General features: G+C 61.7%; 14 protein-coding genes. 9 read left to right on the top strand and 5 right to left on the bottom strand.

Going from position 1 to position 12633, the window contains the following annotated elements; translation table 11 throughout:
* Positions 1 to 207: 207 nt before the first annotated feature.
* Positions 208 to 1407: a tyrosine--tRNA ligase gene (gene tyrS / locus ACL9RJ_RS33160; protein ID WP_177084598.1), complete on the bottom strand. Its 1200-nt coding sequence runs from the start codon at positions 1405 to 1407 to the stop codon at positions 208 to 210.
* 210 nt (positions 1408 to 1617) lie between these two features.
* On the opposite strand from tyrS, the gene ACL9RJ_RS33155 reads away from it, so the two are divergent.
* Complete coding sequence (locus ACL9RJ_RS33155; protein ID WP_177106785.1) at positions 1618 to 3036, top strand: peptidoglycan DD-metalloendopeptidase family protein; 1419 nt, start codon at positions 1618 to 1620, stop codon at positions 3034 to 3036.
* A 3-nt stretch (positions 3037 to 3039) separates the two neighbouring features.
* Positions 3040 to 4143: an anhydro-N-acetylmuramic acid kinase gene (locus ACL9RJ_RS33150; protein ID WP_422766016.1), complete on the top strand. Its 1104-nt coding sequence runs from the start codon at positions 3040 to 3042 to the stop codon at positions 4141 to 4143.
* Positions 4144 to 4221: 78 nt separating this feature from the next.
* Here the strand turns inward: ACL9RJ_RS33150 and erpA are convergent, their stop codons facing one another.
* Both erpA and argC read right to left on the bottom strand, forming a co-directional pair.
* Positions 4222 to 4572 carry an iron-sulfur cluster insertion protein ErpA gene (erpA, locus tag ACL9RJ_RS33145; protein WP_003176443.1) on the bottom strand — a complete coding sequence of 117 codons (351 nt, stop codon included), beginning with the start codon at positions 4570 to 4572 and terminating at the stop codon, positions 4222 to 4224.
* Positions 4573 to 4742: 170 nt separating this feature from the next.
* Positions 4743 to 5777 (bottom strand): N-acetyl-gamma-glutamyl-phosphate reductase, encoded by a 1035-nt coding sequence (gene argC / locus ACL9RJ_RS33140; RefSeq protein ID WP_017128655.1) that lies wholly within the window; start codon positions 5775 to 5777, stop codon positions 4743 to 4745.
* Positions 5778 to 5912: 135 nt separating this feature from the next.
* Here argC and hemJ point away from each other — a divergent pair, with 135 nt between their 5' ends.
* From hemJ to coq7, 6 genes are all read left to right on the top strand, one after another.
* Entirely contained in the window at positions 5913 to 6341 is a 429-nt protein-coding gene (gene hemJ, locus ACL9RJ_RS33135) for a protoporphyrinogen oxidase HemJ (RefSeq protein WP_017128656.1), read from the top strand.
* Between the two features lie 33 nt (positions 6342 to 6374).
* A complete protein-coding gene (locus tag ACL9RJ_RS33130; protein ID WP_177106788.1) occupies positions 6375 to 7343 on the top strand; it encodes an NAD(P)H-dependent flavin oxidoreductase in 969 nt (322 codons plus the stop codon).
* A gap of 72 nt (positions 7344 to 7415) precedes the next feature.
* Positions 7416 to 8306, top strand: coding sequence for a DUF805 domain-containing protein (locus ACL9RJ_RS33125; protein ID WP_017128658.1), 891 nt, complete (start codon positions 7416 to 7418; stop codon positions 8304 to 8306).
* A gap of 61 nt (positions 8307 to 8367) precedes the next feature.
* A complete protein-coding gene (locus tag ACL9RJ_RS33120; protein WP_017128659.1) occupies positions 8368 to 9156 on the top strand; it encodes an SDR family NAD(P)-dependent oxidoreductase in 789 nt (262 codons plus the stop codon).
* A 63-nt stretch (positions 9157 to 9219) separates the two neighbouring features.
* Positions 9220 to 9558, top strand: coding sequence for a histidine triad nucleotide-binding protein (locus tag ACL9RJ_RS33115; RefSeq protein WP_017128660.1), 339 nt, complete (start codon positions 9220 to 9222; stop codon positions 9556 to 9558).
* 186 nt (positions 9559 to 9744) lie between these two features.
* Positions 9745 to 10392, top strand: a complete 648-nt coding sequence (gene coq7, locus ACL9RJ_RS33110; RefSeq protein WP_177063053.1) for a 2-polyprenyl-3-methyl-6-methoxy-1,4-benzoquinone monooxygenase — start codon at positions 9745 to 9747, stop codon at positions 10390 to 10392.
* Between the two features lie 84 nt (positions 10393 to 10476).
* Here the strand turns inward: coq7 and ACL9RJ_RS33105 are convergent, their stop codons facing one another.
* Complete coding sequence (locus tag ACL9RJ_RS33105; RefSeq protein ID WP_017128662.1) at positions 10477 to 10899, bottom strand: OsmC family protein; 423 nt, start codon at positions 10897 to 10899, stop codon at positions 10477 to 10479.
* A gap of 207 nt (positions 10900 to 11106) precedes the next feature.
* Between ACL9RJ_RS33105 and crp the strand changes: the two genes are divergently transcribed.
* Positions 11107 to 11757, top strand: coding sequence for a cAMP-activated global transcriptional regulator CRP (gene crp, locus ACL9RJ_RS33100; RefSeq protein ID WP_017128663.1), 651 nt, complete (start codon positions 11107 to 11109; stop codon positions 11755 to 11757).
* Here the strand turns inward: crp and ACL9RJ_RS33095 are convergent.
* Entirely contained in the window at positions 11754 to 12455 is a 702-nt protein-coding gene (locus tag ACL9RJ_RS33095; protein ID WP_422766015.1) for a lipoate--protein ligase family protein, read from the bottom strand. The two genes, crp and ACL9RJ_RS33095, sit on opposite strands and share 4 nt — an antisense overlap.
* Positions 12456 to 12633: the final 178 nt, after the last annotated feature.

Genomic DNA, 12633 nt, shown 5'->3' with positions numbered 1-12633 from the left:
TCTCGTTAGCGGGAGGCGAATTCTACAGCGTTACACGCTGCTGTCAACACCTCTTTTACAGCGCTTCCGGGCTTCGACGAACTGAAGCCAGCACCTGCCGAAACTTACTTAACTCGTTGAATCTCAAGGAGTTTTCCGTTTCGACTGCGCCGGAAGTGGGGCGAATTATAGGCCTCTGTAATTCGCCGTCAAGGGTTAATTTCAGGTTTATTCGGATTTCAGCGTAATACGCGCAAACGCCTTCTTCCCGGCCTGGCAAACATGGGTAGCGCCCAGCTTGTATATAAAGGTGCGATCGACAACCTCACCATCTATACGCACACCACCCGAACCGAGCAGGTCACGAGCGACCGCCGAGTTCTTGACCAGGCCCGCCTTGTTGAGGATCGCCGCGATCGGCATGTCTTCCGCCGCGCTCAGCTCGACTTCCGGCAGATCATCCGGCAGCTCGCCGTCCTTCATGCGGTTGCCGGCACCGCGATGCGCATTGGCCGCAGCCTCCTCGCCATGGAACCGCGCAACGATCTCTTCCGCCAGCTTGATCTTGATATCGCGCGGGTTCGCACCAGCCTCGACATCCTTGCGGAACTGATTGATCTCATCCATCGAACGGAAGCTCAGCAGCTCGAAGTAGCGCCACATCAACGCATCGGGGATGGAGACCAGCTTGCCATACATCACACCCGGCGCCTCCTGGATACCGACGTAGTTGCCCAGGGACTTGGACATCTTCTTCACGCCATCCAGGCCTTCAAGCAACGGCATGGTGAGGATGCACTGCGCTTCCTGCCCATAGGCGCGCTGCAACTCGCGCCCCATCAGCAGGTTGAACTTCTGGTCGGTACCACCCAGCTCGACATCGGCACGCAAGGCCACCGAGTCATAACCCTGCACCAGCGGATAAAGGAACTCGTGGATCGCGATAGGCTGCTTGGAGCTGTAGCGCTTGTCGAAGTCATCACGCTCGAGCATGCGCGCCACGGTGTACTGCGAAGTCAGGCGAATGAAGTCCGCCGGCCCCATCTGGTCCATCCAGGTGGAGTTGAACGCCACTTCGGTCTTGGCCGGATCGAGGATCTTGAATACCTGAGCCTTGTAGGTCTCGGCATTGTCGAGCACCTGCTCACGCGTCAGCGGTGGACGCGTCGCACTCTTGCCGCTCGGATCACCGATCATCCCGGTGAAATCGCCAATCAGGAAGATGACCTGATGGCCCAGCTCCTGGAACTGGCGCAGCTTGTTGATCAGCACCGTATGACCCAGGTGCAGGTCCGGCGCCGTCGGGTCGAAGCCAGCCTTGATCCGCAGCGGCTGGCCGCGCTTGAGCTTCTCGACCAGTTCGGCCTCGACCAATATCTCTTCCGCACCACGCTTGATCAGCGCTAGCTGCTCTTCAACCGACTTCATAACCAACCTGCAAGGCTCAGATTCAAAGGGATCCAACCATACAAGATCGCCGCCCAAATACAAGTTTTGCCCGGCGTACGGCCAAGGTTCTGCGGGCCGGCACATGACAGACTTGCTTCAGAGATGTTTTGGTTATATTTTATACAGTTATTTCATCTTCATCATGTCATTCATCTTTTCCAATTCATCTTCTTCAAAGTCAAATTACCTATGACCACAGAACCGTCTAAAGCGCCGCCGCTTTATCCGAAGACCCACCTGCTAGCCGCAAGTGGTATCGCCGCCCTCCTCAGCCTGGCGCTGCTGGTATTCCCTTCCAGCGATGTAGAAGCCAAAAAGACGACCCTGAGCCTTGAACTGGAAAGTCCTGCCGCTCAACTGACACAAGACAATGACGCTGTAGACCTCGATCAAGCCACAAATGAAGGCAATCCATCGCCCTTCGCCCAGATCGACAACAGCGCCGAAGATACCAAGGACACCGCCAAGACCGAGGCGGCGCCTGCTGTAGAAGAGAAAAAGGCCCCCGGCCACCGCGAAGTGATCGTGGCCCGCGGCGATACGCTCTCCACCCTGTTCGAGAAGGTCGGCCTGCCTGCTGCCTCAGTACATGAGGTCCTGGCCAGCGATAAACAAGCCAAGCAGTTCTCCCAGCTCAAGCATGGCCAGAAACTGGAGTTCGAACTGAGCCCCGATGGCCAGCTGAACAACCTGCACAGCAAGGTCAGCGACCTGGAAAGCATCACCCTGACCAAGGGTCCGAAAGGCTTTACCTTCAATCGCGTAGTCACCAAGCCCACCGTGCAGTCGGCTTATGTCCACGGCGTCATCAACAGCTCCCTGTCCCTCTCGGCCCAGCGCGCGGGCATGCCCCACAGCCTGACCCGGGAAATGGCCAGCGTGTTCGGCTATGACATCGACTTCGCCCAGGACATCCGCCCTGGCGACGAATTCGAGGTGATCTACGAGCAGAAAGTGGTCAACGGCAAGTCCGTCGGCACCGGCAATATCCTTTCCGCCCGTTTCACCAACCGTGGCAAGACCTACACCGCCGTGCGCTACACCAACAAGCAGGGCTCCAGCAGCTACTACACGGCTGACGGCAACAGCATGCGCAAGGCCTTTATCCGTACGCCGGTGGATTTCGCGCGTATCAGCTCGCGCTTCTCCATGGGCCGCAAACACCCGATCCTGAACAAGATCCGCGCCCACAAAGGCGTCGACTATGCGGCACCGCGTGGCACCCCGATCAAGGCAGCGGGCGATGGCAAGGTACTGTTGGCCGGTCGCCGTGGCGGCTACGGCAATACCGTGATCATCCAGCACGGCAATACCTACCGTACGCTCTATGGCCACATGCAGGGCTTCGCCAAGGGCATCCAGACCGGCAGCAACGTCAAGCAGGGCCAGGTGATCGGCTATATCGGCACGACCGGTCTCTCCACCGGCCCGCACTTGCACTATGAGTTCCAGGTCAACGGTGTCCACGTCGATCCACTGGGCCAGAAGCTGCCCATGGCCGACCCGATCGCCAAGTCCGAGCGCGCCCGCTTCCTGGCCCAGAGCCAACCGCTGATGGCGCGCATGGACCAGGAAAAGGCCACCAAGCTCGCCTCGGCCAAGCGCTGAGTCATGGCGCTCTATATCGGCGTGATGTCTGGCACCAGCCTGGATGGGCTGGATATCGCGCTGATCGAGTTGGATACACGGATCAGGTTGCTGGCGACCCACTACATCCCCATGCCTGACGCCCTGCGCCGCGAGTTGCTCGGCCTGTGTGCCAGCGGCCCGGATGAAATCGCCCGGGCCGCGATTGCCGAGCACAACTGGGCAACCCTCGCCGCGCAAGGCGTCAACACCCTCCTCGCCCAACAGTCACTGGCGCCTGAAGCGATTCGCGCCATCGGCAGCCACGGCCAGACCATCCGCCACGAACCCGCGCGCGGCTTTACCGTGCAGATCGGCAATCCGGCACTGCTGGCGGAGCTGACCGGCATCAGCGTCGTCAGCGACTTCCGTCGGCGCGACGTCGCCGCCGGCGGCCAAGGTGCGCCCCTGGTTCCAGCCTTCCACGAGGCACTGTTCGAAGAGCGCAACGGCACGGCGCCCAATAGTAGTGCGGTGTTGAATATCGGCGGCTTCAGCAACCTGAGCCTGATCGAACCGGGCAAGCCCGTCTCTGGCTTCGACTGCGGCCCCGGCAACGTGCTGCTGGACGCCTGGATCCATGACCAGCGCGGTGAAAGCTATGATCGCAACGGCCAATGGGCGGCCAGCGGCCAGGTCGAACCGGCGCTACTGCAAGCGCTGCTCGGCGCCCCCTTCTTCCGCACCACCGGCCCCAAGAGCACCGGACGCGAAGTCTTCAACCTGAACTGGCTGAAACAGCATCTGGGACAACTGCCCGCCTTCAAGGCCGAAGACGTCCAGGCCACACTGCTCGAACTGACAGCCCAGACCATCATCGAGTCGCTGACGAGCGCCCAGTCCGCCACGCAGGAATTGCTGGTGTGTGGCGGCGGCGCCCATAACGCGGCCCTGATGAGCCGCCTGGGCCAACTGCTGCCAGGTGCGACGGTCGCCAGCACCGCGAGCCATGGTGTCGATCCCGACTGGGTGGAAGCCATGGCATTCGCCTGGCTGGCCCATTGCTGCCTCGAAGGCATCCCGGCCAACCGCCCCAGCGTCACCGGCGCCCACGGCTTGCGGATACTGGGCGCGATCTACCCCGCCTGAGCCCCTCGAGAAAAAAGGCCCACACAGCAAAACGCCGCGAAGATTCGCGGCGTCGAGGGTGAAACACTTGCCAACCGATCAGATCGAGAACGACGAGCCGCAACCACAAGTCGTGGTGGCATTCGGGTTCTTGATGACAAACCGGGAGCCTTCCAGGCCTTCCTGGTAATCCACCTCTGCGCCTGCCAGGTACTGGAAGCTCATCGGATCGACCACCAGACTGACGCCTTCGCGCTCGACGATGGTGTCATCATCGGCGACATCTTCATCGAAGGTGAAGCCGTACTGAAACCCTGAACAACCGCCGCCCGTAACGAATACGCGCAGCTTCAAGCGATCATTACCCTCTTCATCGACCAGGCTCTTCACCTTGTGCGCGGCACCGTGGGTGAATTGCAAAGCCGTGGGGGTGAAGGATTCGACGCTCATGCTGACTATCTCCCGGCGTTACGCCGCCATAATGCGTGATGACGCGCATTATCCGCTTCTCCTAGAAAAGCGGTCAACTATTGTTATGGTATATCAATCAACCCGCACGGCATCACGGAATGCAAAAAGGCCCGCTTGACGGGCCTTTTCCGTTGAACGAGGGCGCTGCGTTACGGCAGCATGCCGGCATGGGACAAGCCCAGGCGTTCATCCAGGCCGAACAGGATGTTCAGGTTCTGTACCGCCTGGCCCGAAGCGCCCTTGACCAGATTGTCGATCACCGAAAGCACGACCACCAGGTCGCCATCCTGTGGGCGATGCACGGCAATCCGGCACACGTTCGCACCACGCACACTGCGGGTTTCCGGATGGCTGCCGGCCGGCATCACGTCAACGAACGGCTCGTCGGCATAACGCTTTTCGAACAGCGCCTGCAGGTCGACGGAACGATCCACCACGGTAGCGTAGAGCGTCGAGTGAATACCACGAATCATCGGCGTGAGGTGAGGAACGAAGGTCAGGCCGACGTCCTTGCCCGCGGCACGGCGCAGACCCTGGCGGATTTCCGGCAGGTGGCGGTGGCCCTTGACGGCATAGGCCTTCAGGCTTTCCGAGGTCTCGGAGTACAGCGAACCGACACTGGCACCGCGGCCGGCGCCGCTGACACCGGATTTGCAGTCGGCGATCAACCGCGAAGTGTCGGCCAGGCCGGCTTCGAGCAACGGCAGGAAACCCAACTGGGTAGCGGTCGGATAGCATCCGGGCACGGCAATCAGGCGCGCCTGCCGGATCTTCTCGCGATTCACTTCCGGCAGGCCATAGACCGCCTCGTCCAGCAGGGCTGGCGCGCCGTGCGGCTGGCCGTACCACTTGGCCCACTCATCGGCGTCCTGCAGGCGGAAATCCGCGGACAAGTCGATCACCTTGGTCCCGGCGGCCAGCAATTCACCGGCCAGGGCATGGGCAACACCGTGAGGCGTGGCGAAGAACACCACGTCGCAGGCGCCGAGGGTCTTGATATCCGGCACGCTGAACGCCAGGCCATCGTAATGGCCGCGCAGGTTCGGATACATATCGGCCACGGCCAGCCCAGCCTCGGATCGAGAAGTGATGACCACCACTTCTGCCTGCGGATGCTGCGCCAGCAGACGCAGCAATTCGACACCGGTGTAACCCGTGCCGCCGACGATACCGACCTTGACCATGACCTGCCCCTCAACGAAACCACTGGAAAGCCCACGATAATAGGGGCCGCGCGCGCCTGCGACAACCGTCAAGGTGACGTGCGGACGCTCAAGCCTCTACTATTCGGCCTACCGTGAACCTGGGAATAACCAAAAATGCTTTATCTATGGCTCAAAGCCTTTCATATCGTCAGTGTCGTCTGCTGGTTTGCCGGCCTGTTCTACCTGCCACGCCTGTTCGTCTACCACGCCCAGAGCGAGGATGCGCTCAGCAAGGAACGCTTCAGCGTCATGGAGCGCAAGTTGTATCGCGGGATCATGGGGCCGGCGATGATCGCCACGCTGATCTTCGGTGGCGGGCTGATCGCCCTCAACCCGGGCATCTTCAGCCAGGGGGGCTGGATACACGCCAAGTTGACCCTCGTGGTACTGCTGATCGGTTACCACCACATGTGCGGCGCCCAGGTGAAACGTTTTGCCCGTGGCGAGAACACCCGCAGTCATGTCTTTTATCGCTGGTTCAATGAAGTGCCGGTTCTGATATTGCTGGCTATTGTAATTCTGGTCGTGGTCAGACCGTTCTGAATTCAACCCGCCTTCACTCTCGGAGTACCGCCAATGTCGCTGCCCGCTCTGCTCGAACAACGCCTGCGTCTGCCCGTCGTGGCCGCACCCATGTTCCTGATCTCCAACCCGCAACTGGTGCTGGCATGCTGCCGCAACGGCGTGGTGGGCAGCTTCCCGGCACTCAACCAGCGGGAAAGCAGCGGCTTCAAGGCCTGGCTGGAAGAAATCGAGGCCGGCCTGGCACAGCTGGATGATCCGGCACCCTATGCCGTCAACCTGATCGTGCACAACAGCAACCCGCGCCTGCAGGCAGACCTGCAGATCTGCATCGAGCACAAGGTGCCGATCGTCATCACCAGCCTGGGTGCGGTCAAGGAGCTGGTGGATGCGGTCCACGACTATGGCGGCCTGGTCTTCCACGATGTGACGACCCGGCGCCACGCGGAAAAAGCCGCCGAAGCGGGAGTCGACGGCCTGATCGCGGTTGCCGCCGGTGCCGGTGGCCATGCCGGCACCTGGAGTCCGTTTGCCCTGATCGCCGAGATCCGGCAGTTCTTCGACAAGACCCTGCTGCTGGCCGGCTGCCTCAACCACGGCCATGAGATTCTCGCCGCACAGTTGCTGGGGGCCGACCTGGCCTATTTCGGCACCCGCTTCATCGGCACCACGGAAAGTCATGCCCCAGAAGCCTATAAGGAGATGCTGCTGACCTCCCGCGCCGCCGATATCGTGCATACCGCCGCCGTCTCGGGCGTGCCGGCCAGCTTCATGCGCCAGAGCCTGGAAAATGCCGGCTTCGACCTCGCCGCCCTGCAGGGCAAGGGCGAAGTCAACTTCGGTTCGAAGCTCAAGCCCCTCAGCGACGAAGCCAAGGCCTGGAAGACCGTCTGGTCGGCGGGCCAGGGCGTCGGTGAGATCGGTGACTTGCCGAGCGTCGACCAGTTGATCGCACGACTCGATGATGAGTACCGCAAGGCCCAGGCCCTCGCCGCCCAACTGCCACGGCGCTGGCCACGCTAGTAACCGTATGGCCTGCAAGCACCTTGCGGGCCTACACTACGCGCCAACACTGCCGCGACAAGGACGCCCTCCATGAGCAACAACCGCTTCAAAATCGTATTCGACGGCGCCCTGCTGCCCGGAGTGGAACAAACCACTGCCCAGTTCAACCTGGCCGAACTGTTCAAGACCGATGTCGCCTCCGTGGAAAAACTGTTCAGCGGCCGGCCGATCGCCCTGAAACGCGATCTTTCCTCCGTCGAGGCGCACTCCTACCTCGAAGCCCTGCGCAAGACCGGCATCGATGCCCGCATCGAAGAAGAAGCGCCAGCCGTCGAACTGAGCCTGGCGGATATCAACGAACTTCCGCCGAGTGTCGCGCCGCCGGCCACCCGCATCGCGGATTCGCCTTACGCACCACCAACCGCCCAGGTCGGCGAGAGCCTGCCGACGTTCGGCCCGCTCAAGGCCTTTACCGCCAAGGGGCGGATCGGCCGGCTTCGCTACCTGGCCTGGAGCATGGTTGCCACGTTTATCGCGCTGATCGCCGTCGCCGTGATTGCAATCGCCCTGAGCGGGTCCACCTCCGCCGGTATCAGCCTGGCCCTGATCGCGATGGCCGTGTTCATTGTCTGCACCATCCAGATCGCCATCCAGCGCCTGCACGACATCGGCTGGTCCGGCTGGCTCTGGTTGTTGACGCTGGTGCCCTTTGTCGGCAGCGTGTTCCCTTTCGTCCTCGCGTTCTACCCGGGCAATGCCGGCGCCAACCAATACGGCGCCCCGCCACCGCCCAACAGCACCGCGGTCAAGGTGCTGTCGGTTCTGGCGGTGATCGGTATCGTCGCCATTATCGTTTTTGGCGCAGGAGGTGGCGTCAAGGACATCGAGGATCGCTACAACAATGAAGCGGCCAGCCAGTCCGACAACCGCGACGAGGCAGCCGAAGCCGCCGCGCCCGCTGTAGACTATGAGAAAGAATAAACAGCGCTGACCTTGCGACCTCCCTGTCCCAAGGCTCTGCGCCGTTGCCATGGAGAATTGCATGACCCGTTACGCCCTGATCACCGGCGCTTCCAGCGGTATCGGCCTGGCCCTGGCCGAAGCCCTGGCACGCCGCGGTCGCAACCTGATCCTGGTTGCCCGTCAACGTGATCGGCTGGAAAGCATTGCCATCGAGTTGACCCAGCGCTTCGGCGTCGAAGTACTCTTCCGGGCCTGCGACCTGGGCGAGCCGCTGCGCCTGTCCGGATTCCTGCTGGAGCTGGAGGAAGGTGAGCGCCAGATCGACCTGCTGGTCAACTGTGCCGGCATCGGCACCTGCGGTCCGTTCCTGGCCCAGGACTGGGGCACCGAGCAGGACCTGATCGAAGTGAATATCCTCGCCCTCACCCGCCTGTGCCACTCACTGGGCAACCTGATGGCGATACAGGGCGGCGGGCAGATCCTCAACGTGGCATCCGTTGCCGCGTTTCACCCCGCGCCATGGATGAGCAGCTACTACGCAAGCAAGGCCTACGTCCTGCATTTCAGCGAAGGCCTGCGCGAGGAACTGAAAAAAACCGGGATCAAGGTCTCGGTACTCTGCCCCGGCCTGACCCGCACCGCGTTCTTCGATACCGCCCAGTTGCAAGTCGACAAGCTGCGTAACAACAAGCTGATGATGAGCCCCGAAGAAGTTGCGCTCTACACCGTCCGCGCCCTGGAAAAAAATCGCGCGGTGATCATCCCCGGCTGGCGCAACCGCTGGTTGTCCCGGGCTCCGCGCCTGGGCAGCCGCTGGATGGTGCGCAAGCTTGCCGGCTGGGTCACCCGCGGCTATTGCCCGCGCTGACACTTGAACTCATGGCCCGCTGCAGACAGACTCTGGCCCGCCCCCACCCAAGGAGAAACAGCTGTGGATACTCTGTTCACCAAGATCATCAACCGGGAAATACCCGCGAAGATCATTTACGAGGACGACCAGGTCCTGGCCTTTCACGATATCGCCCCGCAGGCCCCGGTGCATTTCCTGGTGATTCCGAAGAAACCGGTACGCACCCTCAACGACCTGACCGAGGATGACAAGGCGCTGGCCGGGCATATCCTGTTCACCGCCCAGCGCCTGGCACTGGAGTTGGGCTGCGAAGAAGGTTTCCGGGTGGTGATGAACTGCAACGAGCTGGGCGGACAGACGGTCTATCACATCCATATGCATGTGCTGGGTCAGCGCCAGATGAACTGGCCACCGGGCTGATAAACCAGAAAGCACGCAATTGCCCTGTAGGCACTGGTTTGCGGCCGCCATCGCTGGCAAGCCGGCTCCTGCAGGTCTGGCGGCGCCTGAAAAATCGTGTCCCGTCGTCTCTACCTCATGACCCAACGCAAACCTTCCCCGCCCGATTGCGGTAAACTGCAGGCCGAGATTCCTCCGGAGGTCAGCATGACTACCCAACGTCACTACTCGCCGATTGACCGTCTGCTACTGCAAGCCGATACGGCGATGCGCACCTTGCTGCCATTCAGCGGCCAGCCATATCGCCCGTCGCCGGCCATTGTCCAGCCCGAAGCGCAGATGAGCGAGGACGACACCCGGCACGTCGCGGGGCTGATGCGGATCAACCACACCGGCGAAGTCTGTGCCCAGGCGCTGTATCAGGGCCAGGCACTGACCGCCAAGCTGCCTCATGTACGCGAAGCGATGGAACACGCTGCCGAGGAAGAAATCGATCACCTGGCCTGGTGTGAGCAACGCATCCGCCAGTTGGGCAGCCATCCCAGCGTGCTGAACCCACTGTTCTATGGCCTGTCCTTCGGGATCGGCGCGGTTGCCGGACTGATCAGCGACAAGGTCAGCCTGGGATTCGTCGCAGCGACCGAAGACCAGGTCTGCAAACACCTGAACGAGCATCTCGAACAGTTGCCCGTGGAGGATGAGAAATCCCGGGCGATTCTCGAACAGATGCGCATCGACGAAGAACACCACGCCGAATCCGCGCTCGACGCCGGTGGCTTCCGCTTCCCGGCACCGGTGAAGTTCGGCATGAGCCTGCTGGCCAAGGTCATGACCAAAAGCACCTACCGCATCTGAGGCAGCAGATCGCGAAGACAAAAAAGGGCGCCTTGTGCGCCCTTTTCACTGCCTGCCCGTTTTCAGCGCAGGCGAAACCTCGACTCAGCCGAGCTCGATGATCTCGTAGTCATGGCTGATGGCGACGCCCGCGGCGCCGAGCATGATCGAGGCCGAGCAGTATTTCTCGGCAGACAGCTCGATCGCCCGCTTGACCTGGGCCTCCTTCAATCCACGGCCCTTGACCACGAAATGCAGGTGGATCTTGGTGAACACCTTCGGATCTTCGGTCGCCCGCTCGGCTTCGAGGAAGGCTTCGCAGCTTTCGATGGCCTGACGCGACTTCTTCAGGATGCTGACCACGTCGAAATTGCTGCAACCGCCCAGACCCAGCAGGAGCATTTCCATGGGACGCACGCCCAGGTTGCGGCCACCGCTTTCCGGCGGGCCATCCATCACCACCACATGCCCGCTACCCGACTCTCCGAGGAACATGGCTTCGCCAGCCCATTGGATGCGTGCCTTCATCGCCAAGACTCCACTGCTAAAAAAGGGTCGCCAGCTTAGCACAGCGCCAGACGCGTCCAGGCGACGACCGGCCGGTCGACCCGCTAAATTCCCAAATCTCGACACAATGTGTCTGTTAAGCTGGCGCCAAATCGCTGGCGTTCTGCCAGCTTTCGAGCTACGACTAAAAAAACAAACCACACCGTGCAGTCTTTTCGGGATACAACCATGGTTGCTCTGGCTTCCGCTTCCGCCCCCAAGATCAAGAACCTCGACAAACTGCTGATGCATTGTCAGCGCCGACGCTACCAGGCCAAGAGCAATATCATTTGCGCCGGTGACCGTTCGCAAACCCTGTTTTTCATTGTCAAAGGCTCGGTCACCATCCTGATCGAGGACGATGACGGCCGGGAAATGATCATCGCCTATCTCAACGCCGGCGACTTCTTCGGTGAGCTGGGCCTGTTCGAGCAGGCCGGCCATGAACAGGAGCGCAGTGCCTGGGTGCGCGCCAAGATCGAATGTGAAGTGGCGGAAATCAGTTACTGCAAGTTCCGCGAACTGGCCCAACAGGACCCGGACATTCTCTACGCCCTCAGCGGACAGATCGCCCAGCGCCTGCGCAACACCACCCGCAAGGTCGGTGACCTGGCGTTCTTCGACGTCACCGGACGTGTCGCCCGCTGCCTGCTGGAACTGTGCAAGCAGCCGGATGCCATGACGCACCCGGACGGCATGCAGATCAAGATCACCCGCCAGGAAATCGGGCGTATCGTCGGCTGTTCACGGGAAATGGTCGGCCGCGTGCTCAAGGATCTGGAAGAACAGAACCTCGTTCACGTCAAAGGCAAGACCATGGTGGTGTTCGGGACGCGCTAGACGGACAGCATGTCCGCCAGCATCTGCTGGTACACGCCGGCCAGGCGCTCAAGGAATAGCGGGGCCGGATACACCTCGTGCAGGGCAATATGGCTTGAAGCACGTACCCGCTGCTCCAGCCCACACGCCTGATTGAAACGATTGACCGCCGCGACCATCGAATCGCGTTCGTCGTCGATCAGCATCGCCCCGTGCACCAGGCCCACCGGGCGGGTTCCGCCGCGACTTTGCCGCCAGCGCTGGGCAGTGCCGACCATCTTGCGACCATTGAGGTTGACGTTATAGCGGCCATCGCAAAACGCACCCTCGATTTTCCCCAGGGAAGCCGTCCCGCCCAACTCGTCCAGCACCGTGCAGATCGGCTGGCACAAGCGCAGGTAGCCGGTTTCAATCCGGTTCTGATCCCCCTCGCTGCGCGGCGGCGCGTAGACCAGGGCGACATTGACCGTCGAGGCGGATTGCGGCACCGGTTCGCCACCGGTCTCGCGTAACAGCACCGGCCAACCGTCGGTCGCCAGCGCTTCACAGGCCGCCTCGAAGCCCGGCAGGCGGCTCAGGCGCCGGGGCATGACCAGCGCGCGGTCGGTGGGCTGCCAGAACAGCAGGCCCCACTCCTGCTCACCGGCACAGACTGCCGCGAGCAAATCCTGTTCGGCGCGCAGGCCGGCTTCGACGGTAAGGGCAACGGGCAGTGTCATGGCAAGAAGATCCCTCTTTATCGTGCCTGCAAGCAAGGCTGGTGGGAGCGGTTTGTGTGGAAGCAGGTCGTGGGGGGGGGGGGGGGGGGGGGGGGGGGGGGGGGGGAGGGGGGGAGGGGGGAAAGGAAAAGGAGAGAGGAAAAACAAACCAAACAACACACACACCACACCAAAGACA

Source organism: Pseudomonas sp. Mn2068 (genome assembly GCF_049319725.1).
In the GTDB taxonomy this organism is placed as follows: Bacteria; Pseudomonadota; Gammaproteobacteria; order Pseudomonadales; family Pseudomonadaceae; genus Aquipseudomonas; species Aquipseudomonas gingeri.
Note: the sequence above shows the minus strand (reverse complement) of the source record. Positions and strands in the feature narration are given on the sequence as shown.